The 24,759-nt window shown below is 51.1% G+C and carries 25 protein-coding genes and 1 other annotated feature; of the genes, 1 reads left to right on the forward strand and 24 read right to left on the reverse strand.

Annotated elements, in window-relative coordinates:
- Positions 1–7: 7 nt before the first annotated feature.
- The 19 genes from rpoB to AC6RNO_RS31935 form a co-directional block, all read right to left on the reverse strand.
- On the reverse strand, positions 8–3,544 hold the full coding sequence (rpoB, locus tag AC6RNO_RS31845) for a DNA-directed RNA polymerase subunit beta (protein ID WP_488438183.1): 3,537 nt from the start codon (positions 3,542–3,544) through the stop codon (positions 8–10).
- Positions 3,545–3,910: 366 nt separating this feature from the next.
- Complete coding sequence (locus tag AC6RNO_RS31850; RefSeq protein WP_474686292.1) at positions 3,911–4,510, reverse strand: class I SAM-dependent methyltransferase; 600 nt, start codon at positions 4,508–4,510, stop codon at positions 3,911–3,913.
- A gap of 135 nt (positions 4,511–4,645) precedes the next feature.
- On the reverse strand, positions 4,646–5,008 hold the full coding sequence (rplL, locus tag AC6RNO_RS31855; RefSeq protein ID WP_235120077.1) for a 50S ribosomal protein L7/L12: 363 nt from the start codon (positions 5,006–5,008) through the stop codon (positions 4,646–4,648).
- 48 nt (positions 5,009–5,056) lie between these two features.
- Complete coding sequence (gene rplJ / locus AC6RNO_RS31860; protein WP_474686290.1) at positions 5,057–5,566, reverse strand: 50S ribosomal protein L10; 510 nt, start codon at positions 5,564–5,566, stop codon at positions 5,057–5,059.
- A 64-nt stretch (positions 5,567–5,630) separates the two neighbouring features.
- Positions 5,631–5,784: a sequence feature (ribosomal protein L10 leader region), on the reverse strand.
- Between the two features lie 55 nt (positions 5,785–5,839).
- Positions 5,840–6,532 carry a 50S ribosomal protein L1 gene (gene rplA / locus AC6RNO_RS31865; RefSeq protein WP_474686288.1) on the reverse strand — a complete coding sequence of 231 codons (693 nt, stop codon included), beginning with the start codon at positions 6,530–6,532 and terminating at the stop codon, positions 5,840–5,842.
- Between the two features lie 91 nt (positions 6,533–6,623).
- Positions 6,624–7,049: a 50S ribosomal protein L11 gene (gene rplK / locus AC6RNO_RS31870; RefSeq protein ID WP_474686286.1), complete on the reverse strand. Its 426-nt coding sequence runs from the start codon at positions 7,047–7,049 to the stop codon at positions 6,624–6,626.
- A 156-nt stretch (positions 7,050–7,205) separates the two neighbouring features.
- Positions 7,206–7,739, reverse strand: coding sequence for a transcription termination/antitermination protein NusG (gene nusG, locus AC6RNO_RS31875; protein ID WP_235120070.1), 534 nt, complete (start codon positions 7,737–7,739; stop codon positions 7,206–7,208).
- A gap of 24 nt (positions 7,740–7,763) precedes the next feature.
- Positions 7,764–7,976: a preprotein translocase subunit SecE gene (gene secE / locus AC6RNO_RS31880; RefSeq protein WP_474686284.1), complete on the reverse strand. Its 213-nt coding sequence runs from the start codon at positions 7,974–7,976 to the stop codon at positions 7,764–7,766.
- A 19-nt stretch (positions 7,977–7,995) separates the two neighbouring features.
- A complete protein-coding gene (gene rpmG, locus AC6RNO_RS31885; protein WP_134756045.1) occupies positions 7,996–8,145 on the reverse strand; it encodes a 50S ribosomal protein L33 in 150 nt (49 codons plus the stop codon).
- Positions 8,146–8,399: 254 nt separating this feature from the next.
- Positions 8,400–9,044, reverse strand: a complete 645-nt coding sequence (gene sigH / locus AC6RNO_RS31890) for an RNA polymerase sporulation sigma factor SigH (protein ID WP_028557511.1) — start codon at positions 9,042–9,044, stop codon at positions 8,400–8,402.
- A 116-nt stretch (positions 9,045–9,160) separates the two neighbouring features.
- A complete protein-coding gene (locus AC6RNO_RS31895; RefSeq protein WP_474686281.1) occupies positions 9,161–9,673 on the reverse strand; it encodes an NYN domain-containing protein in 513 nt (170 codons plus the stop codon).
- Positions 9,674–9,677: 4 nt separating this feature from the next.
- Complete coding sequence (gene rlmB / locus AC6RNO_RS31900; RefSeq protein WP_474686279.1) at positions 9,678–10,415, reverse strand: 23S rRNA (guanosine(2251)-2'-O)-methyltransferase RlmB; 738 nt, start codon at positions 10,413–10,415, stop codon at positions 9,678–9,680.
- A gap of 66 nt (positions 10,416–10,481) precedes the next feature.
- Complete coding sequence (locus AC6RNO_RS31905) at positions 10,482–10,913, reverse strand: ribonuclease III domain-containing protein (RefSeq protein ID WP_497107885.1); 432 nt, start codon at positions 10,911–10,913, stop codon at positions 10,482–10,484.
- Complete coding sequence (gene cysS / locus AC6RNO_RS31910) at positions 10,910–12,310, reverse strand: cysteine--tRNA ligase (protein WP_497107886.1); 1,401 nt, start codon at positions 12,308–12,310, stop codon at positions 10,910–10,912. Before cysS ends, AC6RNO_RS31905 begins: the two co-directional genes overlap by 4 nt.
- The gene (cysE, locus tag AC6RNO_RS31915; protein ID WP_488438185.1) at positions 12,291–12,962 is read right to left on the reverse strand and encodes a serine O-acetyltransferase; all 672 of its coding nucleotides are present in this window, start codon (positions 12,960–12,962) and stop codon (positions 12,291–12,293) included. The genes cysS and cysE overlap by 20 nt, the downstream gene beginning before the upstream one ends.
- 334 nt (positions 12,963–13,296) lie before the next feature.
- Positions 13,297–14,745, reverse strand: a complete 1,449-nt coding sequence (gltX, locus tag AC6RNO_RS31920; RefSeq protein ID WP_497107887.1) for a glutamate--tRNA ligase — start codon at positions 14,743–14,745, stop codon at positions 13,297–13,299.
- A 31-nt stretch (positions 14,746–14,776) separates the two neighbouring features.
- On the reverse strand, positions 14,777–15,262 hold the full coding sequence (gene ispF, locus AC6RNO_RS31925) for a 2-C-methyl-D-erythritol 2,4-cyclodiphosphate synthase (RefSeq protein WP_497107888.1): 486 nt from the start codon (positions 15,260–15,262) through the stop codon (positions 14,777–14,779).
- Positions 15,259–15,963, reverse strand: coding sequence for a 2-C-methyl-D-erythritol 4-phosphate cytidylyltransferase (ispD, locus tag AC6RNO_RS31930; RefSeq protein ID WP_474686268.1), 705 nt, complete (start codon positions 15,961–15,963; stop codon positions 15,259–15,261). Before ispD ends, ispF begins: the two co-directional genes overlap by 4 nt.
- Positions 15,964–16,014: 51 nt before the next feature.
- Positions 16,015–17,082 carry a PIN/TRAM domain-containing protein gene (locus tag AC6RNO_RS31935; protein WP_474686266.1) on the reverse strand — a complete coding sequence of 356 codons (1,068 nt, stop codon included), beginning with the start codon at positions 17,080–17,082 and terminating at the stop codon, positions 16,015–16,017.
- A 142-nt stretch (positions 17,083–17,224) separates the two neighbouring features.
- On the opposite strand from AC6RNO_RS31935, the gene AC6RNO_RS31940 reads away from it, so the two are divergent.
- Positions 17,225–17,620 carry a nucleoside triphosphate pyrophosphohydrolase family protein gene (locus tag AC6RNO_RS31940; protein ID WP_474686264.1) on the forward strand — a complete coding sequence of 132 codons (396 nt, stop codon included), beginning with the start codon at positions 17,225–17,227 and terminating at the stop codon, positions 17,618–17,620.
- 84 nt (positions 17,621–17,704) lie between these two features.
- Here AC6RNO_RS31940 and pssA read toward each other — a convergent pair whose 3' ends face one another.
- The 5 genes from pssA to mcsB all read right to left on the reverse strand — a co-directional run bounded on the left by pssA (position 17,705) and on the right by mcsB (position 24,750).
- Positions 17,705–18,451 (reverse strand): CDP-diacylglycerol--serine O-phosphatidyltransferase, encoded by a 747-nt coding sequence (pssA, locus tag AC6RNO_RS31945; protein ID WP_474686262.1) that lies wholly within the window; start codon positions 18,449–18,451, stop codon positions 17,705–17,707.
- An 86-nt stretch (positions 18,452–18,537) separates the two neighbouring features.
- A complete protein-coding gene (gene disA, locus AC6RNO_RS31950; RefSeq protein WP_474686260.1) occupies positions 18,538–19,617 on the reverse strand; it encodes a DNA integrity scanning diadenylate cyclase DisA in 1,080 nt (359 codons plus the stop codon).
- 40 nt (positions 19,618–19,657) lie between these two features.
- Entirely contained in the window at positions 19,658–21,025 is a 1,368-nt protein-coding gene (radA, locus tag AC6RNO_RS31955; protein ID WP_474686257.1) for a DNA repair protein RadA, read from the reverse strand.
- A 164-nt stretch (positions 21,026–21,189) separates the two neighbouring features.
- Positions 21,190–23,631: an ATP-dependent protease ATP-binding subunit ClpC gene (clpC, locus tag AC6RNO_RS31960; RefSeq protein ID WP_474686255.1), complete on the reverse strand. Its 2,442-nt coding sequence runs from the start codon at positions 23,629–23,631 to the stop codon at positions 21,190–21,192.
- 57 nt (positions 23,632–23,688) lie between these two features.
- On the reverse strand, positions 23,689–24,750 hold the full coding sequence (gene mcsB / locus AC6RNO_RS31965; protein ID WP_497107889.1) for a protein-arginine kinase McsB: 1,062 nt from the start codon (positions 24,748–24,750) through the stop codon (positions 23,689–23,691).
- Positions 24,751–24,759: the final 9 nt, after the last annotated feature.

A 24,759-nucleotide genomic window follows, 5' to 3' on the forward strand; every position in this document is an offset into this window, starting at 1 on the left:
CTAAAGATTATTCGACCCCAAGTTCGGTACCCTCTAAATTCAGGTTCAATTTGTCGCTAGTGACTTCGTCGTCGTCATCCATTTCTTTCATTTCGATCTCTTCCTCGTTGCCGGACAGGATCTTCACATCCATACCCAAGCTTTGAAGCTCTTTGATCAAAACTTTGAACGACTCCGGAACGCCCGGTTCTGGAACGTTTTCGCCTTTAACGATGGATTCGTAAGTTTTCACGCGGCCTACGACATCGTCAGACTTAACGGTAAGAATTTCTTGCAGGGTATAAGCGGCTCCGTAAGCTTCGAGCGCCCAAACCTCCATCTCCCCGAAACGCTGTCCGCCGAACTGCGCTTTACCGCCCAGCGGCTGCTGGGTAACGAGCGAGTAAGGACCGGTGGAACGGGCGTGGATTTTATCGTCAACCATGTGCGCCAGTTTGATCATGTACATGACGCCGACGGTAACTTCGCGTTCAAACGGCTCGCCTGTACGGCCATCGTACAAAATGGTTTTGCCGTTGCGCTGCATGCCTGCTTCTTCCATCGTATCGAAAACGTCGTATTCACGCGCGCCGTCGAATACGGGAGTAGCTGCATGAATGCCCAAATACTTGGATGCCATACCCAAGTGAACTTCGAGCACCTGCCCGATGTTCATACGGGATGGAACCCCTAGCGGGTTCAGTACAACTTCAACCGGTGTGCCGTCAGGCAGGAACGGCATATCTTCTTCGGGAAGAATACGGGCTACGACCCCTTTGTTGCCGTGGCGTCCCGCCATTTTATCGCCTTCGGAAATTTTCCGTTTTTGCGCGATGTAGACGCGAACGAGTTGGTTTACGCCAGGAGGCAGCTCGTCGCCATTCTCACGGGTAAACACTTTTACGTCGACAACGATGCCGTCCGTACCATGCGGTACGCGAAGGGACGTGTCGCGGACTTCACGGGCTTTTTCACCGAAAATGGCGTGCAGCAATCTTTCTTCCGCAGTCAATTCGGTAACCCCTTTTGGCGTTACTTTACCTACGAGAATGTCGCCTGCGCCGATCTCTGCACCGACGCGAATGATTCCGCGCTCATCGAGATTTTTCAGCGCATCTTCCCCAACGTTCGGGATATCGCGTGTAATCTCTTCAGGTCCGAGCTTCGTATCGCGCGCTTCCGACTCGTATTCCTCGATATGAATCGAAGTGTACACGTCTTCCTTCACCAGCTTTTGGCTGAGCAGGATCGCATCCTCGTAGTTATAACCTTCCCAAGTCATGAAGGCTACGACAACGTTGCGGCCAAGCGCCAATTCGCCTTGCTCGGTCGACGGTCCGTCGGCAAGAATGTCGCCGACTTTAACCAACTGTCCTTTTTTCACGATCGGACGCTGGTTAATGCACGTTCCCTGGTTGGAACGCATGAATTTATGAAGTTTATATTTGACGATATTGCCGCTGACCAACTTACCGTCCACTGTTTCCTGACGGCGAAGCCAAATTTCATTTGCAGCAGCTTTTTCGATAATTCCGTCAAATTTGGATACAATACATACTCCCGAGTCTTTCGCAACCTTATGCTCCATGCCGGTACCGACCAACGGAGCTTTGGGGATCAGGAGAGGAACGGCCTGACGCTGCATGTTCGAACCCATGAGGGCGCGGTTGGAGTCGTCATTTTCCAAGAACGGAATGAGCGCCGTCGCAACCGAAACGACCTGCTTCGGCGATACGTCCATGTAGTCGACACGTTCGACAGGAAGCGTTAAGTTATCGTCTTTGTAACGAACGATAATGGATTCTTCCACGAACTTGCCTTCTTCGGTCAATTCCGCATTCGCCTGCGCGATAACATAATTATCTTCTTCATCCGCCGTAAGGTAAGCGATCTGATCGGTAACGGTACCCGACTTTGGATCAACCCAACGATACGGAGCCTCTATAAAACCATACTCGTTAATGCGTGCAAACGTCGACAACGAGTTGATCAAACCGATGTTCGGACCCTCCGGGGTCTCGATCGGACACATCCGCCCATAGTGGGAGTGATGCACGTCGCGGACTTCCATGCCCGCGCGCTCTCTCGTCAGACCGCCGGGTCCGAGTGCGGAGAGACGTCTTTTGTGCGTCAGCTCGGCAAGCGGGTTCGTCTGGTCCATAAACTGCGAGAGCTGGGAGCTTCCGAAAAACTCTTTAATCGACGCGATCACAGGCCGGATGTTGATCAAAGCCTGCGGCGTAATCACGTTAGCGTCTTGAATGGACATGCGCTCGCGAACGACGCGCTCCATACGGGAGAGACCGATGCGGAACTGATTTTGCAGCAGCTCGCCCACGGAACGGAGACGACGGTTGCCCAAGTGGTCGATATCGTCCGTGTTGCCGATGCCGTGCAGCAAGTTAATGAAGTAGTTGATCGACGAAATAATATCGGCAGGCGTGATATTTTTAACGGTTTTATCAATAATACCGTTAGAAATTACTTTCACGACTTTACCGTCTTCCACCGGCGAATATACGTTGATGCACTGAACAGGAATGCTGTCCGCTTCCGTAACGCCATTCGGAATGGAGTATTCTCTGAAACCTGCACCTTTTTCGATATAAGGGAGCACTTCATCGAGCGTACGGCGGTCAAGCAGCTGCCCGGCTTCGGCAATAATTTCACCGGTCTCGGCGTCCACCAAAGTTTCGGCCAAACGCTGATTGAACAGTCTATTTTTGATGTGCAGTTTTTTATTGATTTTGTAGCGGCCTACGTTCGCCAAATCATAACGCTTCGGATCGAAGAAACGAGCAACAAGCAGGCTTCTTGCGTTATCCAATGTAGGCGGCTCGCCCGGACGCAAACGTTCGTAAATTTCGATCAACGCTTTATCCGTGGAGTCGGTGTTATCTTTATCCAGTGTATTGCGAATGAATTCATCGTCGCCCAGCAGATCCAGAATCTCTGCATCCGTTCCGAAACCTAACGCTCTGAGCAGAACGGTAACGGGGATTTTACGAGTACGGTCGATGCGCACATAAATGATGTCTTTCGCGTCCGTCTCAAGCTCCAACCACGCGCCCCGGTTCGGAATAACTGTAGCGGTGTAAGTTTTTTTGCCGTTTTTATCCACTTTCGTGCTATAATAGACACTGGGAGAGCGAACGAGCTGGGAGACGATTACGCGCTCCGCGCCGTTGATAATGAAAGTACCCGTCTCGGTCATAATCGGGAAATCTCCCATGAACACTTCCTGTTCCTTGACCTCACCGGTTTCTTTATTGATCAAACGGACTTTGACTCTTAACGGCGCCGCATAAGTTACGTCGCGTTCTTTGGATTCGTCAACCGAATACTTAGGTTCGCCCAAGCTGTAGTCAATAAACTCCAACACCAGATTACCCGTAAAATCCTGAATCGGGGAGATATCCTGAAACATCTCTCTGAGTCCCTCTTCCAAAAACCACTCATACGATTTTTGCTGGATTTCAATCAGATTCGGAATGCCCAGCACCTCATTAATCCGTGCATAAGTCCTGCGTTTACGTCGTCCAAATTGAACAAGATGTCCCGCCAACTTTCATTCACCCCTCAAGTCTACTCAATAAATAAAAAAGAAAAGAAGAAAAACTTCTACCGACGTACACTCAGGACGCCTCCGAAGTTGGAGCCCGTCCGAATCAAGCGACTGTATGGATGGAGGTTTTTCTCTGTTGTTCAACAAGATTTTCCAGATATTTCTTCTCATCCTGTTAGAGTTGCCTAAAATTTCAACATTATACGTTACAGGTTAAAATTTTATTCATAAAGGCGAGAAAAAATACTTGACATTTTTGTTAACTAAAGACATGTGTCCCATCTTAATGCTGACATTTTTTAATAATACCACATCTGAGTTGTCAAGTCAAACAAAATTCCAAGCCCCAAAAACAATGATTGCTTCCTACATTTTGGTCGCCTTGATGATGCGATATCCTTTATCTTTGGACACCTCGACCGCCTCTGCGTAAATCGATTCGAGCTTCGCCATCGCCGAGGGCGCTCCCTGCTTTTTCTGAATGACCACCCATAAAGAGCCGCCTTCCTTCAGGCATTGAAAAGCATCCGTGAAAATCCGGTGCACGACTTCTTTGCCCGCGCGAATAGGCGGGTTCGTCAATATGACATCGAACTTCTCTTCCTTCACCTGCTCCAGCAAATCGCTTTGCAGGACGGACACATTATGAATGCCGTTGCGCTTCGCATTTTCCCGCGCGAGCTCGACAGCCCTCTCGTTGATATCAACCATCGTAACATGTCCCTCGGGGCATAAGCTTGCAGCGGCTAATCCGATCGGACCGTACCCGCAGCCTACATCGAGAACTCTGGCGTCCTCAGCTATGTCCATCGTTGCAATCAAATGCTTGCTTCCGTAGTCCACGTCTTTTTTTGAAAAGACGCCCGCATCGGTCTGAAACGTAAATTTCCGTCCGCGGAGCCATTCTTCAATCGTATGCACATCATGCTGAACCGTGGGACGTTTCGTATAATAATGTTCGGACACGTCGGTATATCCCTCCTACTCTTTTACCAATAGGAAAACCCGATAACCTCCGCCTTGCGCTATCCCGGCTTTCCTATCTGGTAAAAAAACCTCTTGAAGCCCGGCTTCAAGAGGTTTTGATTGGCAAAGCAGCTATTACTTCACTTCTACAGTAGCGCCAGCTTCTGTAAGTTTTGCTTTAACAGCTTCTGCTTCTTCTTGGCCAACTTTTTCTTTGATTGGCTTAGGAGCGCCGTCAACCAGGTCTTTTGCTTCTTTCAGACCAAGACCGGTGATTTCGCGAACTACTTTGATTACGTTGATTTTGGAAGCGCCAGCGTTAGTCAGGATTACGTCAAACTCAGTTTGAGCTTCTTCAACTGCAGCTGCGCCGCCTGCTACTACAGCTACAGGAGCTGCTGCAGTTACGCCGAATTCTTCTTCGATTGCTTTAACCAGATCGTTCAGTTCCAAAATAGTCATGCCTTTGATGGCTTCCAAGATTTGTGCGTTACTCATGGTTAAACCTCCATTATCATCTTAAAATTTGGTTTTTGTAAAACGGGATTAAGCTTGACCTTCAGCTTCTTTTTTCTCTGCAACTGCTTTAACTGCAAGAGCAAAGTTGCGGACAGGAGCTTGAAGAACGCTAAGCAACATGGAGAGAAGACCTTCTTTGGAAGGCAGATCCGCAAGTGCTTTAATTTGATCGTAACCAACGACGCGCCCTTCGACAACGCCGGCTTTTACGCTCAATGCGTCATTCTTTTTAGCGAATTCAGTCAAGATTTTTGCAGGAGTTACTACATCGTCTTTACTGAAAGCAATCGCTGTAGGACCAGTCAAGAACTCATCAAGCTCGCTCAGCTCAGCATTTGCAGTAGCGCGGCGGGCAAGTGTATTCTTAAGAACTGTGAATTCGATGCCGGCTTCGCGCAGGGATTTACGCAGCTGAGTTACTTGAGCTACATTCAAACCGCGGTAATCGGTAACGATTGTGCAGGAGCTGCCTTTGAGCTTTTCAGTCACCTCAGCTACTGCCTGTTCTTTTTCTGCAAGAATTTTCGCGTTTGCCATAGTACACCTCACTTCTTAAGCATTTGTATTTCCACGTTCGCAAACAGTAGGCCATCAGCATTTCTCAATAAATAAGAAATGCCTTCGTAGACGCTACGAAGGCATGATGTGTTCACTATTCTCTGATGTACAAAGAAATCGTTCCATTTATCATAACACCTCGGTAGGAAATTAAGCCCGAAGGCACCTACTGTCTACGGTTTGCATATTCACTTTTAAGACCTTAGATAGATTAGCACGACCGGCGCAAGAAGTCAACCGGATTGCTTATTCTTATCTGAAGGATTGCAGGTTCACGCGCACGCTTGGTCCCATAGTCGATGAAACTGCGATGCTTTTCAGGTATACCCCTTTAGCAGCTGCAGGCTTCGCTCTGAGAAGTGCATCAACCAACGCTTTGAAGTTTTCATTCAATTTGTCGGCATCGAACGATACTTTACCAAGTGGAGCATGGATTTGTCCCGCTTTGTCGAGACGGTATTCGATTTTACCGGCTTTGATCTCCTGAACGGCTTTCGCTACGTCGAATGTAACTGTACCTGCTTTAGGGTTCGGCATCAAACCTTTACCCCCGAGAATACGGCCCAGTTTACCGACTTCGCTCATCATATCCGGAGTAGCTACGCAAACGTCGAATTCGAACCAGCCTTGTTGAATTTTGTTGATCATGTCTTGATCGCCAACAAAATCAGCGCCGGCCGCTTCCGCTTCTTTCACTTTTTCGCCTTTGGCAAATACGAGTACGCGTTTTGTTTTACCAGTTCCGTGCGGAAGTACAACGACGCCGCGGACAGCCTGGTCTTGTTTTCTTGGGTCTACGCCCAGACGAACTGCAACATCGACAGTTTCGTCAAATTTAGCAGGAGCCGTTTTTTTAACAAGCTCGATTGCTTCTGACGGATCGTACAAGGTTTCAGCGTTGACAAGCTGAGCAACCTCGCGGTATTTTTTACCGTGTTTAGGCATTGATTGAGTCCTCCTTAGTGGTATTAGCGGATAATCCTCCCACCGAGCGCCCTAAAAACTTTCATGTAGGCCGCATATTCCCGAAAAGGAATTAATCTTCGATGATGATACCCATGCTGCGAGCAGTACCTTCCACCATGCGCATTGCAGCCTCTACGGACGCAGCGTTCAGGTCAGGCATTTTTTGCTCGGCGATTTCGCGAACTTTCGCACGCTTCACAGTTGCAACTTTCTTTTTGTTAGGTTCGCCGGATCCTTTTTCGATACCAGCAACTACGCGAAGAAGAACTGCAGCCGGAGGCGTTTTGGTGATAAATGTAAAGGAACGGTCTTCGAATACTGTGATTTCAACCGGAATGATAAGACCCGCTTGATCGGCAGTACGAGCGTTAAACTCTTTACAGAAAGCCATGATGTTCACACCTGCTTGACCCAAAGCCGGACCGATAGGTGGCGCTGGATTTGCTTTCGCAGCAGGAACTTGAAGCTTCACGATTTTAATAACCTTTTTTGCCATGTTTGACACCTCCTTGCACTTAGTGTGGTTAGACGGGCAGGTGACCTTGAGCGCATAGCGAGCAGTTGACAACTGACGCAGTCAACGACCGGCCCTCCCACTAACGAAGGTCTATCCCAAGGAATAGACCTGGCAGAAACCCTAGGTTGTCTCGTATTATAGCTTTTCCACCTGGTTGAAATCCAACTCAAGCGGGGTTTCTCTACCAAACATGTTGACGTGAACCTTGAGCTTGCCTTTATCAGCCACGATTTCTTCAACCGAGCCGACGAAGTTTGCAAAAGGTCCCACCTTGACGCGTACGGTTTCCTTGAGTTCGAAGTCGATCTTCGGCTTCGGCTCTTCCATTCCCATATGCTTCAGGATGGCTTCCACTTCTTCGGGAAGCAGTGCAGTCGGTTTTGAGCCAGATCCAGTAGAGCCCACGAATCCTGTAACTCCCGGGGTGTTGCGGACAACGTACCAGGAATCGTCAGTTTGAATCATTTCCACGAGGACATAGCCCGGATAAACTTTACGCATGACGGTTTTCTTCTTCCCGTCTTTGTTTACCAGTTCCTCTTCCATCGGCACAAGCACCCGAAAGATCTTGTCCTGCATTTCCATCGATTCAACGCGCTTCTCTAAATTGGCTTTCACTTTGTTCTCATACCCTGAATAGGTATGTACGACGTACCATCTTTTTTCCATGTTCGAATTCACCTATAGTCCTGTTTATTTAAAAACAAGGCGCAGCAGCTCAGTGATTCCAAGATCAAGCACAAAAAAATAAATGGCAACGAATGCTACCGTACCGATAACGACGAGCGTATAGGTGATCATTTCTTTGCGGCTTGGCCACTTGACTTTTTTGAGTTCTGACCAACTGTCGGTGAAGAAGGAAAAGGTGGATCCGAAGCTTTGTTTCATTCTAGCCAAGAACGCCACAAACTACACCTCCAAAGAACTACCTGGTCTCGCGATGAGCAGTATGTTCATTGCAAAATCTGCAATATTTCTTCAACTCAATACGGTCGGGATTGTTGCGCTTATTTTTAGTGGATGCATAGTTTCTTTGTTTGCAATTTGTGCACGCTAATGTGATGATAACCCGCATGATGTACACCTCCTACAGACGCTTTTCTGAGTACAGCCCTTTTTGCGCATCAGAAAGAAAGCGACATTTTAGGGCTACCTGAACTACTTTATCACAACCCGTAATAGGGTGTCAAGGAAGAAACTCTCTTAGCACCGCTATTTTTGCCTGAATGCCGCAGGCTGGAAGTATCATCATTATCGACCGCGAGCGCGGATATTAAACCTGATTCGGCACAAAAGAAAAACACCCGCCGCAATTGCAGCAAGGCGTTCTTATAGATCCCGAACTTCCAAGTATCTTTCGAGCTTGCGTTTCACACGTTGGAGGGCATTGTCGATAGACTTGACATGTCGATCAAGATCAACTGCAATCTCCTGATAAGACCGGCCGTCGAGGTAGAGCATAAGCACTCTGCGCTCCAGGTCGCTCAAAATTTCTCCCATCTTATCTTCGAGACCTGTAAATTCTTCCTGATTAATCACCAGTTCTTCCGGATCGGTGACCCGGGAACCGCTTATGACGTCAAGCAGAGTGCGATCGGAATCTTCATCATAGATGGGCTTGTCCAATGAAACGTAGGAATTCAGAGGAATGTGTTTCTGGCGGGTCGCGGTCTTGATCGCCGTAATGATCTGTCTCGTGATGCAAAGTTCGGCAAAGGCTTTAAAAGAAGCCAGCTTGTCGCCGCGAAAGTCACGGATAGATTTATATAAACCTATCATGCCTTCCTGCACGATATCTTCGCGATCAGCACCTATCAAAAAATAGGATCGCGCCTTGGCACGAACGAAATTCTTATATTTATTGATCAGGTATTCCAATGCTTCGCTACTGCCTTCACGGACTGCCTCGACTATGTCTTCATCCGGCTTGAGGTCATAATCATACATTCTCAGTTCTTTGAGGTCGACGCTCACCAACAATCCCTCCGGCCTGCAAGACTACCCAGATTCACTTCAAGGTTAGGTTAAGTATACATGAAGAAATCTCACATCGTCAACGGGGAACCGCGTCATTTCTAGCATTTGGAGGTTTATTCCCCCCTTCGCCACCGTTCGAAAATGTCTTTGAGGTCGCCTTTTATTTTCTCGTCAAAAGGGTTTCGCTTCGAAGACGTTTCAGGACGAATCCGCTCGCGGACCTCTCTCCGGTTTTGATTGATTTTGACCAGCAGTTCGCTTGCAGGCAGGCGCAGCGCCCCTTTGCCGAAAATAACGTGCTGCTCGATCATATCCGAAGTCGCCACATAGATTTGCTTGCGGCGCCCCATAAGCTCGGTAACCAAGCGCTCAATCAGTTCGTCGGCGGTCTCCTTCTCTTTGGTATAAAGCACATCCAGCTTGCTTTGCAAATATTTCTTGCCCAGTCCGGGCACCATGTAGGCGTCGAACACCAGATATACCTTCATTCCCGAGAAGGATTGATACTCCGCCAGCGTATGAATAAGTTTGTCCCGCGCTCCTTCAAGATCCGTATCCTTCAGCTTGCTGAGCTCGGGCCAGGCTCCGATGACATTATAGCCGTCAACGATCAAGAACTCTTCCATGGCGTCAGCTCATGCTGCGCTGTCTGACCACTTCATACATCAGCACTCCGGCCGCTACCGAAGCGTTCAGGGAATTGATATGCCCGGTCATCGGAAGCTTGACCAGAAAGTCGCACTTTTCCTTGATCAGCCTGCCGACTCCCTTGCCTTCGTTGCCGATGACCAGCGCGATAGCCATTTTGAAGTTGGCTTTATACACGTCCTGGGCTGCGGATACGTCCGTGCCCGCTACCCATACGCCTTCTTCTTTCAACTGTTCGATCGTTTGCGCGATATTCGTCACACGGGCTACCGGGACGTATTCCACAGCGCCGGCGGAAGTTTTGGAAACCGTCGCCGTCAAGCCGACCGACCGGCGTTTGGGAATGATGACCCCGTGCACGCCCGTGCAATCCGCCGTCCTTAGAATCGAGCCCAAATTGTGCGGGTCCTCGATTTCGTCCAAAATCAGAACGAACGGCTCCTCGCCCCGCTCCCTCGCTTTAGCCAATATGTCTTCGACCTCCACGTACTCGTAAGCGGCCACCTGAGCTACAACGCCTTGGTGCTGCAGCCCCTCGGCCATTTGGTCCAGTTTCCGCTTATCCGTGAACTGAACGACGATGCCGTGGTTTTTCGCTTCCGCGACGATGGGTCCGGCAAACTGTTTTTGCGCGTTGTCCGCAACCCAGATTTTGTTGATCGTCCGGCCTGAGCGAAGCGCCTCCAGAACGGAATGCTTTCCGCCGATATATTCTTCCATCAGGTGTATCCTCCCAAGAGCTTTGTTCGCAAGCATCTGCCGCGCGATGCATTTACGCGGGCGCGGTTAACCGTTTTGTTTGGAGGCAACCGCAAAATCCAGCAGTTCCCGCAAGCGTTCGTAAGATTTTGTATAGTACAAATATCCGATCAGGCACTCGAACGCAGTGCTGTGGCGGTATTCCAGCACGTCCGCGTTTTTGGCCGTCGTTCCCGACTTGGCGTTGCGCCCCCGCTTGACCACGTCCCGCTCCTCGTCCGTCAGCCGGGGCAGCAAAGCTTCCAGCAGCTTGGCCTGCGCTTTGGCCGAGACGAACCGAATCGCCTCCTTGTGTAAATGATTCGGCCGGTGATTCGGCAGAGAAATTACATACTGCCTGATATATACCTCGTACACGGCGTCCCCGATATAGGCAAGCACCAAAGGACTCAGCAACTGCGGACTTTTGGCCGGCGGAAAATGGAACAGCTGAGGGGCGTCCGAAAAGAACTCGCTCATTTGCGGCGCCAGCGTATTCCTTGCGGCGTATCCTCAAGGAATATCCCTTTCTCCGTCAGCAGGTCGCGGATTTCATCGGCTCTCACCCAGTTTTTGGACTTGCGGGCTTCCGTCCGCTCCACGATCAGCCGTTCGATTTCTTCATCCAGCAATTCGTCGGCCCCTTGGCTTAATATGCCGATAACCCGATCGAAAGCCTGCAGTTGATCAAGGAACAACTGCACGGCGGCGGCGTTCACCCGCTCCTGCTGCAAATACAAATTCGCTTCCGCGACCAAATCGAATACAGCGGTAATCGCGTCCGGCGTATTGAAATCGTCGTTCATCTTATCATCAAATTGACGCGCAATGGCAGCAATCCGCTCGCTCAGGGCAGCTTCCACCGCGTCATCGATAGATGCGGTGGCAAGGCGATGCTTCAAATTGTCGTAAGCATTTTGAATCCGTTCGAGCGCGTTGGCGGCCTGCTTCAAGCTTTCGTCGCTGAAATTCAGCGGGTTGCGGTAATGCGCGGAAAGCATGAAGAAGCGGAACACTTCCGGCTTGATCTTCTTGATCAAATCGCGGATCAGGATGCCGTTGCCGAGCGATTTGGACATTTTTTCGTTATCGATGTTCAGGAAGGCGTTGTGCAGCCAGTAGTTGGCCATCGGGTGTCCCGTAACCGCTTCGGTCTGGGCGATTTCGCACTCATGATGCGGGAACGCCAAGTCCTGTCCGCCTCCGTGAATGTCGATCGTTTCGCCCAAATATTTGCGTACCATGGCGGAGCATTCGATATGCCAGCCGGGGCGGCCTTGTCCCCACGGGCTGTCCCAGTAAATCTCGCCCGGCTTGGCCGCCTTCCACAGGACGAAATCCTGCGGATTCTCCTTGCGGTCGTCGACTTCGATGCGGATGCCGTACTGAAGCTCCTCCAAATTTTGATGGGACAGCTTTCCGTACTCGGCGAATTTCGTCGTTCTGTAGTATACGTCCCCTCGGCTTTCATAGGCGTAGCCTTGCGCTTCGAGCGCAGCGATGAAATCGATAATTTCCTGAATATTTTCCGTAACCCGGGGATTCAGGCTGGCCTCGCGCACGCCGAGCGCCCGGATATCTTCCAGAAACGCCTGGATGTACGTCTCCGCGAGCTGAGGCACCGTCTGGCCGACCTCTTCGGCCTTACGGATCATTTTATCGTCCACATCGGTAAAGTTGGTCACGTAAGTCACGGCATACCCTTGAGATTCCAGAAATCTCCGGACAACATCGAAGAAAATAACCGGTCTGCCGTTGCCGATATGAATATAGTTATATACGGTTGGGCCGCAAACATACATTTTGACCTTGTTCGGCTCGATCGGAACGAACTCTTCTTTTTTACGGGATAGCGTGTTATACACTTTGAGCGTCATGCTCTCTGGCTCCTCCATTCTTGTGCCTTTCTTGTTCAAGCTGCGACTTCAGGTCGTTGATCTGCTTCTGCAGACCCTCAAATATATCGATGACTGGGTCCGGCAAGCTCGTATGATCCAATCGGTTCACGCGCACACCGTCCCGCTTTACGATTTTACCCGGAATACAAACAACGGTGCTGTTGGAAGGCACTTCTTTAATGACTACGGTATTCGGGCCGATTCGGGAATTTTCCCCTACGGTAAACGATCCGATGATTTTGGCTCCCGATCCTATAATAACATTATTCCCGATCGTTGGATGCCTTTTTCCCTTCTCCTTGCCTGTTCCCCCCAGCGTGACGCCCTGGTACAAAGTTACATCGTCGCCGATGATGCACGTTTCCCCGATTACGACTCCCATGCCATGATCGATGAACAGCCGGTCTCCGATTACTGCGCCGGGATGAATTTCGATTCCCGTCATGAACCGGCTGAATTGCGAGACGATGCGGGCCACTGTGAAAATGCCGCGTTTATAAAACCAATGACCGATCCGATGCCACCAAATGGCATGAAGCCCCGAATACGTAAACACGACTTCAAACCAGCTTCGTGCAGCCGGGTCGTTATCGAATACGGCGGAAATATCGGATTTGATCGTTTTCCACATGCTCTTCACCTTCTTAAACGGGAGTAAAATCAAAAAGCCCCCGCAGCCATAAGGCTGCAGAGGCGTTCTACCGCGGTTCCACTCTGCTTGGTGACTCGGAAGTCTCCCAACTCTAGCGTCCCTTAACGTGGGCATCCGGCTGCGCCTACGGTTCTCGTGCGAGAATTCGGCGCGGCAGCTCACAGGTGCATTTCCGGTTGCAGGAATTGGATAACTCACAGCCCGAAGCCTAACGCTTCGATTATCCTCTCTGGGAATTCCTTGACAATCGTACTCTCCTGATCGTCGCTTATCATAATGAACTAAGTATAGCGAAAAGATAGCGGCTTTACAATCACTTCCGCAGCCTTGACACAACTTTTTGTTTGCCGAGCAAATAAATCGACATATTCAAATCCGGTCCGTGCACTTGTCCGGTCAAGGCCGCGCGAATGGACATGAACAGCTGCTTGCCTTTATAGCCGGTATCTTTTTGCACCTGCTTGAGCAGGGCCGGAATCCCATCGACCGTCAGCTCGGCTGCCTGTTCGATCTGCTGCAGGAAGCTTTGCAGCACGACAGGAACGTGCTCTTCTTGCAGAACCGCTGCCGCTTCTTCGTCGATATGGAGCTCGTCCTGGAAAAACAGCCTCGACAAATCGACAATTTCCGCCGCGTAGCGCATTCTTTCCTGGTTAAGCCCTACCAGAGCGCTTACCCACTCTTGCGCAGCTGCATCCAGCTCTTCCCGGATGAACCCGGCTTTTTGCAGATGAGGAATGCACAGTTCGACAACGCGGGACAGCGGAGCTTTTTTCAAATAATGGTTGTTCATCCAATTGAGCTTGTCCATGTCGAATACGGCAGGGCTCTTGGATACGCGGCTCAGGTCGAACCCAGCGATCAGCTCTTCTTTGGTGAAAATTTCTTCTTCTCCCCCTGGCGACCAGCCGAGCAGCGCGATAAAGTTCAGCACCGCTTCAGGCAAATAACCGAGTTCCTTGTACTGCTCGATAAATTGGATAATGGACTCGTCCCGCTTGCTCATTTTTTTGCGGTCCTGATTCAGAATCAGCGCCAAATGGGCGAATTCGGGAATCGGCAGCCCCAAAGCTTCATACATCATAATCTGTCTCGGCGTATTGGACAAATGCTCCTCGCCGCGAATGACGAGATTGATCCGCATCAGGTGGTCGTCGAGAATAACGGCGAAATTATAAGTAGGTATGCCGTCCGGGCGAACAATGATAAAATCGCCGATGCCGTTCGACTCGAATTCGACATGCTCGCGCACTTTGTCCTCGAAGGCGATCACGCGGTCTTCGGGGACGCGAAAACGAATGGACGGCTTGCGGCCCGCAGCCTTATAAGCTTCGGCCTGCTCGGCCGTCAGATTGCGGCACTTGCCGGAGTACCGCGGCATTTCGCCGCTCGCTTCCTGCTCGGCGCGCTCCTGCTCAAGCTCTTCCTCCGAGCAGTAGCAATGATAAGCGTCGCCTTGACTCAGCAATTGCTCGACGTACGGCCGGTACAGGTCCAGGCGCTCCATTTGGCGGTACGGACCGTACGGGCCTCCGATATCCACGCTTTCGTCCCACTCGAGACCAAGCCATTTGAGACCGTTCAGCTGGTCGGCGATGCCGGACTCCTTGTGGCGGGTTTGATCCGTATCTTCAAAACGAACGATGAAAGCCCCGTTATGCCGACGGGCCAGCAAATAGTCAAAAAGCGCGGTACGGGCGCCGCCGATATGCAAATGCCCGGTAGGACTGGGCGCATAACGCACGCGTAATGGATGACTCATGATAAATCCCCTCTTTGTCCATAATTATCTGCTATTCTAGCACATCTCGAATTAAACAAACAACCGATTGCGCGGCGATGCCTTCGCCTCTTCCGGTGAATCCGAGCTGTTCCGTCGTTGTCGCCTTGACGTTCACCTGCTCGGGCGTCGCCTCCAGCGCCTCCGCGATAATCGCTGCCATTTGCGGAATATAGGGCGACATTTTCGGCTTCTGTGCAATGATCGTCGAATCGGCGTTGCCCAACCGGTAGCCTTTGGCTTTGGCCAACTGCCAGACCTGCTTCAGCAGCACCAGACTGTCGGCATCTTTGAACTCCGCGGACGTGTCGGGAAAATGCTTGCCGATATCCCCCAGACCGAGCGCTCCCAAAATCGCGTCAGTGATCGCATGCAGCAGCACGTCGGCGTCCGAATGGCCGAGCAGCCCCTTTTCATAAGGAATCGTGACGCCCCCGATAATGCATTTGCGGCCCTCCGCCAATTGATGCACGTCAAAACCTTGTCCAACTCGAATCATGACTTACCCTCTCCCCTTGCATGTTCTAAAAGCCATTCCGCCCAAGGCAAGTCCTCGGGGGACGTAATTTTGATGTTGTAGTAGTCCCCTTCGACAACGAGAACTTTTGTTCCCATTCTCTCCACCAGGCTTGCATCGTCCGTGCCGATAAAGCCTTCCCGGGCAGCTCGCTCATGCGCCTCTCTTAAAAGAGAAAGCTGAAAAGCCTGCGGCGTTTGGATCGCCCACAAGCTTCGTCTGTCCGGCGTGGATTGAATTTGCTTCGCTTCATCGACAATTTTGATCGTATCCTTCACAGGCACGGCCAGCACCGCGGCACCCGCCTCCTTCGCCTTTTGCAGACAATCGAGAACGTGCTCCACGGCTACGAAAGGCCTGACGCCGTCATGCACAAGCACCCACTCCGTGTCCGGCCCCAGCGCTTCCAAGCCCAGTCTTACGGAATCCTGCCGCTCGGCGCCGCCGACTTGAATGCGGGTCACTTTGGTCAGCGCGTTATCCGCCACGAATTGCTGGCAACGGACAACATCCGCCTCCGGAGCGACCAAAATGATTTCGTCCACTTCACGTATGTTTTGAAATAATTGCAACGTATGTACCAAAATCGGTTTTTTGCCGATCTGCAAATATTGTTTGCTCTCTACCGTCCGCATGCGGGACCCTTTGCCCGCCGCCACGATGACAACCCCTAGCTTCCCCATAAATTCCCCACCTGGATAATTGCTGATTTGCCTCCCCCTATCATACTAATTTTACTGGGCTTTTTCCAACAATTTCGGCTTTGCGAAAATCATCCGGCCCGCCGATGTCTGCAGCACGCTCGTAACCATCACTTCCAGCGTCGTTCCGATAAACTCGCGCCCGCCTTCCACTACGATCATCGTGCCGTCGTCGAGATAGGCAACGCCTTGTCCGTGCTCCTTGCCGTCTTTGATGACCTGCACAATAATTTCTTCCCCGGGAAGCACCACCGGTTTGACGGCGTTAGCCAGATCGTTGATGTTCAGAACCGAGACGCCTTGAAGCTCGCACACCTTATTCAGGTTAAAATCGTTCGTAATCACTTTGCCCTGCAGCACTTTAGCCAAGCGGACGAGCTTGCTGTCTACCTCGGAAATTTCCTCGAAATCCCCTTCGTAGATCAGCACCTTCACTTCCAGCTCTTTCTGAATCTTGTTTAAAATGTCCAGACCGCGCCGGCCGCGGTTGCGTTTGAGCAAATCCGAGGAATCCGCGATATGCTGCAGCTCTTCCAGCACGAATTCCGGGATTACCAGCGTGCCTTCGATAAAGCCCGTTTTGCAAATATCCGCGATGCGCCCGTCGATAATCACGCTCGTGTCCAAGATTTTATGCTCCTCATACGGTCGATGCGTCTGCTTATCGGAGCCTTGGGACCGGCTTTTGGCCCAAATTTGCATCAGCTCGTCCCGCTTGTTATAACCGATGCGGAATCCCATAACGGCGAGCACGGCAGCGGCAACGACCGGTACGAAAGGCCCGGCCCAAGTAGCTTGCGCAAGCACGGGAAAAGCGAGCGCCGAGATCAGCAGGCCGATGACAAGTCCGACAGTTCCCGAGAGCAGGTCGGCTGCGGGAATGCTTTCGACGTTCCTTTCTCCCCGGATCAGCAGCTTCATGCCATAATCGGCCACCCAGGCCGACAACACGAACATAGCGGCGGCACACAAGCCGGCCAGCCAGAAAGCTTGTCCTTTTCCGTCGGCAAAACCCGTCATACGAAGTATCGAATCACTCCATTGATAGCCCAAACTTCCCCCCATGATTGCAAAAATGATTTGTATCCATTTCTTCATCATAGATTCACCTCCACGTCAAACTATGTTTAAGTCCCTTTTACAATTATGTTCCAATTTATCCAACGTTAATCATTCAAATTGAAATATTAGGGGGCTTCCATTATAATGAAGTTGGAAGTTACAAACACACCGAGGTGGATAAATGAGCACCCTGACCTTAAAGCAGTTCCAGGATCAAGTATCCGAGTTGTTGCTCCGTCACCGCAGCTTGCTTGACGTCCTATCCAAATTTCAACAAACGAATGCAGCAACGAACCGCTCGGTCATTAAATCCATTACGGAATGCGGATGTATCGGGATTCATGCCGCCAAACAGCAGTATCATTCCGATATGACGTTGGACGAGGCCAAGGAAGTACTGGAGACTCATGTGAACGGACAGTTGTGCGAGCAATGCAGCGAAGTTCTGAGCGCCGAACTCGGGCGGAACTTGTTCTATATGGCGGCTCTTGGCAACATTCTTCAGGTAGATTTGGAGCAAGTTTTGGAGAATGAATCCAAAAAATGCTCGACACTCGGACTTTTCAACATGTCTTGATGACGATGACAAAACAAAAAAGCATTTATTTTTTCTGAAGCGCTTCAGAGAAAATAAATGCTTTTTATTTTCGGAATGCCGGTCTTATACGTCGGATTTGACGGAGTTGTCATCCATTGCGCGTCTTTTGTTGCGTCTGCGCAATCGGATGAAGATGCCATCAACGTTTTTTTTTAAGCCGTACAATGCGTAGAGCAGCAAAGGTACGAAAATCATTTTGGAAATCGACTCCGGCCATTTCACCGCTATTAAGACCGCAACCGCTACGATAAGCGGCGTCACCCATATGGCGGCCTTCGGAATGCCGGCTTTCTTGAAGTTCGGGTATTTTACCGTGCTGACCATCAAATAAGACAGAAGAACAGTGCTGACCAACAGGACGTACACGTTAATTTCGTTATTGAACAAAGCAAGCGTACAGAGCACGCCGCCCGCAGCCGGTATCGGCAGCCCGATGAAATATCCGGGAGTTCCGGCCACGACATTAAAGCGGGCCAGACGCAGAGCGCCGCAAATCGGGAATATCGCCGTTACGATCCAAGCAAAAGCCGGACTGATTACGGCCGGATTGTTAAACGCAACGACATACATAATAAATGCGGGAGCAACACCGAACGAAATAACGTCGGACAGCGAATCCAGCTCCTTGCCAAATTCACTTTGCGCATTCAGTGCCCGTGCCACTCTTCCATCCAGCCCATCCAGCAGCATGGCTACGATTACAAGAACTGCGGCGCGCCCCGGTTCTCCGTTGAACACCAGGATGATCGAGAGAACGCCAAGAAATAAGTTCCCTACGGTAAAAAGGCTGGGAATCGATTTTGTTAACATATGTTTTTGTCCACCTCTGGATTTACTATACCCTAATTCACGCCTTAATAAAACCTCAACAATGATACTTTATGATTGTATCTACTTTAAATATGTCTGTCAATGAAGACTTGTTCCTGAATTCGTTTCAAACCTTCCTTGATCGCGCGCGCTCTGACCTCTCCGATGCCGTCGACTTCATCCAGCTCCTCGATGGTTGCCATCATCATATGCGGCAGGTAGCCGAATTTCTCGACCAGATTGGCAATAATGATCGAGGGAAGCCGCGGGATTTTGCCAAGCATTCTGAATCCTCTGGGCGATACGGGCTCTTCCGCAATCGCATTCGTATGTGAGTAGCCCAGCAGGCGGATAATTTGTTGAGGTTCCAAAAGCTCATCCGACGAGAGGCGCTTCAGCCCCGTCAACACGTCTTTGACCTTGTCATCCGATAGGTCGCGAACGTAATCTTTGATCAGCAGTCGCGCCTCCAACTCCGAATTGCCGACCAGTTCTTCGAGCTGCATGCTGATTAGACGGCCCTCATTGCCAAGCTCGTTGATGTACCGGTTGATTTCGGCCCTGATTCTAAGCACCATCTCGAACCGGGCGATGACGTTGGTCACATCGTGCAAAGTAACCAGCTCTTCGAATTCCGACGCGCCCAAATTGGTAAGCGATTGATCCAGGACCACTTTGTACCGCTCCAGCGTCTGAATCGCCTGATTCGCCTTGGTCAAAATAACGCCGATATCTTTCAACGCATAGCGCAAATTGCCTTGATACAGCGTTATGACATTGCGCCTTTGCGAGATCGAGACGACGAGCTTGTTCGTCTGCTTAGCCACCCGCTCGGCGGTCCGATGCCGGATACCTGTTTCGGACGACTGGATCGACGAGTCAGGAATCAGCTGCGTGTTCGCATACAATATTCTTTTTATATCTTCGCTTAAAATAATCGCCCCGTCCATTTTTGCAAGCTCGTAGAGGTAATTGGGCGAGAAATCGCAATCAATCGAAAAGCCGCCGTCTACGATTTCCATCACTTCCGGACTATAGCCGACGACAATCAGTCCTCCCGTTTTGGCACGCAGGACATTTTCCAATCCGTCTCTGAACGCGGTACCAGGGGCTACCATTTGCAGCAACTGGCTCATTACGTCCCGCTTCGTCTCTTCTTTGCTCATTTTATTCCTCCTGATGACTGGCTGGCTCCATGCAGGCGAGTCAGCCCAGCGCCGCTGCTAGTGCCTCTGATACCGTGTTTACTCCGATAATCTCCATTCCGGGGGGATGCGTCCATCCCTTCAAGCTTTTCTCCGGCATAATGACTCTGCGGAAGCCCAGCTTCTGCGCCTCTTTCACCCGCTGATCAATGCGGGAAACGCCGCGCACTTCGCCCGTCAAGCCGATCTCCCCAAACACAACGTCATACGGCCGGGTCGGCTGGTCCTTGAAAGAAGAGGCTATACTGATCGCCACAGCCAGATCGACTGCAGGCTCATCCAGTTTGACGCCGCCCGCTACATTCAGGTAGGCGTCCTGATTTTGCAGGAAAAGCCCCATGCGCTTCTCCAGCACCGCCATAATCAGCGAAAGCCGGTTATGATCGATGCCCGTAGCCATTCTGCGCGGGGATGGAAAATTCGTAGTTGATACTAATGCCTGAATTTCGACGAGCACAGGCCGGGTTCCTTCCATACTCGCTACAACCGTGGAACCCGCCACCCCGAGCGGCCGCTCGGACAGGAACAGCTCCGACGGATTGCTGACTTCGACAAGTCCCGCTTCCTGCATTTCAAAGATACCGATTTCATTGGTCGAACCAAAACGGTTCTTCACCGCTCTCAGCAAGCGATAGGAATGATGCCGCTCGCCCTCGAAGTACAGCACGCAATCAACCATGTGCTCCAGCATTCTCGGTCCTGCAATGGCCCCTTCCTTCGTGACGTGACCGACGAGGACCGTTGCAATTCCTTTGCCTTTAGCAATTCTCATAAAATGGCCTGTGCATTCACGAACTTGGCCAACCGTGCCCGGAGCGGACGCAATAGCCGGATGATAAACCGTTTGAATGGAATCAATGACCAAAAAATCGGGATCCGTTTCCTGAATCGCCTCTTCGATCAGCTCCAGATTCGTTTCGCAGAGCACATACAGCAGCGGCGATGACGCTTCCAGGCGGTCAGCCCGCAGCTTCGTTTGCTTAACCGATTCCTCTCCGGATATATAAAGCACTTTCTGCCCGGCTTGCGTAAGCGCGAATGAAGTTTGCAGCAGCAGCGTCGACTTGCCGATCCCCGGGTCTCCTCCGACGAGAATCAGGGAACCGGGAACGATGCCTCCGCCCAACACGCGGTTCAATTCCTGGTTATTCGTCAATACTCTCGGCTCAGGGCTGCTCTCGATATGTATGATAGGGGTGGGCTTTTCTTTCGTTCTGGCGAAAGAGGAATTCATCCCCTGGGTGCGAACAACGGTTTCCACTTCTTCAACCATCGTATTCCACGATTGGCAGCCTGGGCATTTGCCCATCCATTTCGGCGATTCGTAGCCGCACTCCTGGCAGCAAAATTTCGTCTTCTGTTTGCTCATTATGCACTTGCTCCCTTATAAGACATGCGGAAATATCTGGCTATACTTACCAATAAAAGTTTACCACTTTTGCTAAGTGTGTGAAAGGGCCGATGAAAAATATACGAAAGAAAAAGCATTTTGCCGCCACCGCAACGGATGGAGCAAAATGCTTTTCAGGAACATTATTGGGCTGTTACGCCTTCGCCGCGAAGGACGACAAGCTCGCCTTCTTTTTCGTCGATGGTTAAGGAATCGCCTTTGGAGATATTGCCTCTGAGCAGCTCCTCGGACAGCCGGTCCTCGATATGCTTTTGAATCGCTCTGCGCAGCGGTCTTGCCCCGTAAGTCGGGTCAAAGCCTTCTTTGGCAAGGAACATTTTCGCTTTGTCCGTAAGGTTGAAGTCCACTTCCTGCTCTTTCAGGCGCTTGCGCAGATCGTCCGCCATCAGGCTAACGATTTGAGCGATATGCTGCTCATCCAGAGAGTGGAAGACGATGATCTCGTCGATCCGGTTCAGGAACTCCGGACGGAAGCTTTTCTTCAGCTCGCCCATCACTTTGTCTTTCATGTTGGAGTATTCTTTGCCGGCATCCTGCACGGCCGTAAAGCCGAGCGTGGAGTTTTTCTTGATCATCTCCGCGCCCACGTTGGACGTCATGATGATCAACGTGTTGCGGAAATCGACGGTGCGGCCTTTGGAATCCGTCAGGCGTCCGTCCTCCAGCACTTGAAGCAGGATGTTGAACACTTCAGGATGAGCTTTCTCGATCTCGTCAAGCAGGACGACCGAGTATGGTTTGCGGCGCACTTTTTCAGTAAGCTGGCCGCCTTCCTCATATCCGACATACCCCGGAGGCGCTCCTACCAGGCGGGATGTGGAGTGCTTCTCCATGTACTCGGACATATCGATGCGAATGACGGCGTTTTGATCGCCGAACAGCGATTCCGCCAGGGCGCGTGCCAGTTCCGTTTTACCTACGCCGGTTGGCCCAAGGAAGATGAAGGAGCCCATCGGGCGCTTCGGATCTTTCAGACCGGCTCTGGCGCGGCGGATGGCGCGGCTTACCGCTTTGACCGCCTCTTCTTGACCGATTACGCGCTCATGCAAAATGTCTTCCATTTTGAGCAGACGCTCGGTCTCTTCTTCGGCCAGTTTGCTGACCGGAATTCCCGTCCAGCTTGCAACGACCTGAGCGATATCCTCCGGAGTCACTTCGGTATCCAGACGGCCTTGTTTTTCTTTCCACTCGTTTCGCGTGGAATCCAGTTCCTCGCGAAGTTTTTGCTCGGTATCGCGCAGGCCGGCCGCTTTTTCGAACTCCTGGCTTTGCACGGCCGCATCTTTTTCCTTGCGGATATCATCCAGCTTATTTTCCAACTGTTTCAAGCTAGGCGGAATCGTGTAGGAACGCAGCCTTACTTTGGAGCTGGCCTCGTCAATAAGGTCAATCGCCTTATCCGGCAGGAAACGGTCGGTGATATAGCGGTCGGACAGCTTCACCGCTTCCTCGATAGCCGCATCCGTAATTTTCACGCGGTGATGCGCTTCGTAACGGTCGCGGAGCCCGTGAAGAATTTGAATCGCTTCGTCAGGAGACGGCTGGTCTACCGTAATCGGTTGGAAACGGCGCTCGAGCGCTGCATCTTTCTCGATATATTTGCGGTATTCGTCCAGCGTAGTCGCCCCGATGCACTGCAGCTCGCCTCTCGCCAGCGCCGGCTTCAGGATGTTCGACGCATCGATCGCGCCTTCCGCCCCGCCTGCGCCGATCAAAGTGTGCAGCTCGTCAATGAACAACACGATATTGCCCGCTTGGCGAATCTCGTCCATAATCTTTTTGAGCCGGTCTTCGAACTCGCCGCGGTACTTGGTTCCCGCAACGACCGAGCCCATATCGAGGGTCATGACCCTTTTATCTTTCAACGTTTCCGGAATTTCATTGTTGATGATTTTTTGCGCCAAGCCTTCGGCAATCGCCGTTTTACCGACGCCCGGTTCCCCGATCAGGACCGGATTGTTTTTCGTTCTGCGGCTCAGCACTTGAATGACGCGCTCGATTTCCTTGCTGCGCCCGATAACCGGATCCAAATGGCCCTCTTTCGCAAATGCGGTGAGGTCTCTGGCCAAACCGTCGAGCGTCGGCGTGTTCACATTCGGATTAGCGCCGTGGCTCGGCGATACGGTTTCGCTGCTGCCGAGCAGCTGCAGCACTTGCTGGCGCGCTTTATTCAGGCTGACGCCGAGGTTGTTCAGCACACGCGCCGCGACCCCTTCGCCTTCGCGAATGAGCCCGAGTAAAATGTGCTCGGTTCCTACGTAAGTATGGCCTAATTTTCTGGCTTCGTCCATAGAAAGCTCAATGACTTTCTTTGCTCTCGGCGTGTACGCGATGTTGGTCGGCTGTTCTTGACCGCGGCCAATCAAGGATTCCACTTCGTCCTGGATCTTCTCAAGCCCCAGGCCCAGTGCAATCAGCGCTTTGGCTGCAATCCCCTCGCCTTCACGGATCAGTCCGAGTAAAATATGCTCAGTTCCAATATTGTTGTGCCCCAACCGAACGGCCTCTTCTTGAGCTAAGGAGAGAACCTTTTGCGCTCGTTCCGTAAATCTTCCAAACATCATAGAGAAACACCTCCAAAAGTAATATATCTATGGAAAACCCAAAGGATGATGCTGCCTTTAATAGCGGCCGAACTTTTCCCGGATCAATTCCGCCCTGCGGATGTCGCGGTCTTCGGCGGATAACTTTTCTCCCGCGCTCTGCTGCAAAAATCCGGGCTGCGTCATCACCAGCAGTTCATTGAGAATGTTGGATGAAACGTTGTTGATGATCCCAACGTCAATGCCCAGCCTTACATCCGACAATCGTTGGGCCGCTTCCTTCGAGTCCATAATCCCCGCATAGGATAATATCCCGAGGGAGCGGTTGACGCGGTCGATGATGCGCATTTTGGATTCTTGCATTAGCTTATGCCTTGCGGCGCGTTCATGCTCGATAATTTGCCGCGCTACGCTAAAAAGATTGTCGATGATCTCGTCTTCCGACTGGCCCAACGTAATCTGGTTGGAGATTTGAAACAGATTACCTAAAGCTTCGCTGCCTTCCCCGTATAATCCTCTAACGGTCAGCCCAACTTGTGTAACCGCCGATAAAATCCGGTTGATTTGTTGGGTGAGCACGAGCGCGGGGAGATGCATCATGACGGAAGCCCGAATCCCTGTGCCCACATTCGTAGGACAGCTCGTCAGATAGCCTCTTTTCTCATCATACCCGTAATCAAGCTGGGCTTCAAAAATATCGTCAAGCTGATTGGCCAAATCCCATACTTCTTTAATCTGAAATCCGGGACACAAGCACTGGATCCGCAAATGGTCTTCTTCGTTGATCATAATGCTGATAGATTCATTCTCGCTTAATATGACGGCTCCATTCCTGGATTCGTTCGCCAGATTCGGGCTGATCAAGTGCTTTTCCACCAGCACCATCCGCTCCAGCTCGTTAAGCTCCGACAACGGAATCAGCGAAAAATGACTGATCGTTTCCAGCTCTTCGTTGTCCAAAACCCCAGAGAGCCGATCAAGCACTTCCTCCGATTGCTGATTCGTCGCGAGCATGGGATAAGGATAATCCTTGAGGTTGCGGGCAATGCGTATCCGACTGCTGATGACAATATCGGATTCCGGCCCGTCCCCCTTCATCCATTCGCTTAAAGCATCTCCTGTAAAACGATGCAGCGCCATTGAAATCAT

This window comes from Paenibacillus sp. sgz302190, from assembly GCF_059820445.1.

What these genes read in the sequence shown, in the direction of transcription:
- rplL (WP_235120077.1), bottom strand. Translation starts at nt 5,008, where the DNA reads ATGAGTAACGCACAAATCTTGGAAGCCATCAAAGGCATGACTATTTTG.
- rplJ (WP_474686290.1), bottom strand. Translation starts at nt 5,566, where the DNA reads ATGGCAAACGCGAAAATTCTTGCAGAAAAAGAACAGGCAGTAGCTGAG.
- rplA (WP_474686288.1), bottom strand. Translation starts at nt 6,532, where the DNA reads ATGCCTAAACACGGTAAAAAATACCGCGAGGTTGCTCAGCTTGTCAAC.
- rplK (WP_474686286.1), bottom strand. Translation starts at nt 7,049, where the DNA reads ATGGCAAAAAAGGTTATTAAAATCGTGAAGCTTCAAGTTCCTGCTGCG.
- nusG (WP_235120070.1), bottom strand. Translation starts at nt 7,739, where the DNA reads ATGGAAAAAAGATGGTACGTCGTACATACCTATTCAGGGTATGAGAAC.
- rpmG (WP_134756045.1), bottom strand. Translation starts at nt 8,145, where the DNA reads ATGCGGGTTATCATCACATTAGCGTGCACAAATTGCAAACAAAGAAAC.
- AC6RNO_RS31895 (WP_474686281.1), bottom strand. Translation starts at nt 9,673, where the DNA reads ATGGAAGAGTTCTTGATCGTTGACGGCTATAATGTCATCGGAGCCTGG.
- rlmB (WP_474686279.1), bottom strand. Translation starts at nt 10,415, where the DNA reads ATGGAAGAATATATCGGCGGAAAGCATTCCGTTCTGGAGGCGCTTCGC.
- AC6RNO_RS31905 (WP_497107885.1), bottom strand. Translation starts at nt 10,913, where the DNA reads ATGAGCGAGTTCTTTTCGGACGCCCCTCAGCTGTTCCATTTTCCGCCG.
- cysS (WP_497107886.1), bottom strand. Translation starts at nt 12,310, where the DNA reads ATGACGCTCAAAGTGTATAACACGCTATCCCGTAAAAAAGAAGAGTTC.
- cysE (WP_488438185.1), bottom strand. Translation starts at nt 12,962, where the DNA reads ATGTGGAAAACGATCAAATCCGATATTTCCGCCGTATTCGATAACGAC.
- gltX (WP_497107887.1), bottom strand. Translation starts at nt 14,745, where the DNA reads ATGAGTCATCCATTACGCGTGCGTTATGCGCCCAGTCCTACCGGGCAT.
- ispF (WP_497107888.1), bottom strand. Translation starts at nt 15,262, where the DNA reads ATGATTCGAGTTGGACAAGGTTTTGACGTGCATCAATTGGCGGAGGGC.
- ispD (WP_474686268.1), bottom strand. Translation starts at nt 15,963, where the DNA reads ATGGGGAAGCTAGGGGTTGTCATCGTGGCGGCGGGCAAAGGGTCCCGC.
- AC6RNO_RS31935 (WP_474686266.1), bottom strand. Translation starts at nt 17,082, where the DNA reads ATGATGAAGAAATGGATACAAATCATTTTTGCAATCATGGGGGGAAGT.
- AC6RNO_RS31940 (WP_474686264.1), top strand. Translation starts at nt 17,225, where the DNA reads ATGAGCACCCTGACCTTAAAGCAGTTCCAGGATCAAGTATCCGAGTTG.
- pssA (WP_474686262.1), bottom strand. Translation starts at nt 18,451, where the DNA reads ATGTTAACAAAATCGATTCCCAGCCTTTTTACCGTAGGGAACTTATTT.
- disA (WP_474686260.1), bottom strand. Translation starts at nt 19,617, where the DNA reads ATGAGCAAAGAAGAGACGAAGCGGGACGTAATGAGCCAGTTGCTGCAA.
- radA (WP_474686257.1), bottom strand. Translation starts at nt 21,025, where the DNA reads ATGAGCAAACAGAAGACGAAATTTTGCTGCCAGGAGTGCGGCTACGAA.
- clpC (WP_474686255.1), bottom strand. Translation starts at nt 23,631, where the DNA reads ATGATGTTTGGAAGATTTACGGAACGAGCGCAAAAGGTTCTCTCCTTA.
- mcsB (WP_497107889.1), bottom strand. Translation starts at nt 24,750, where the DNA reads ATGGCGCTGCATCGTTTTACAGGAGATGCTTTAAGCGAATGGATGAAG.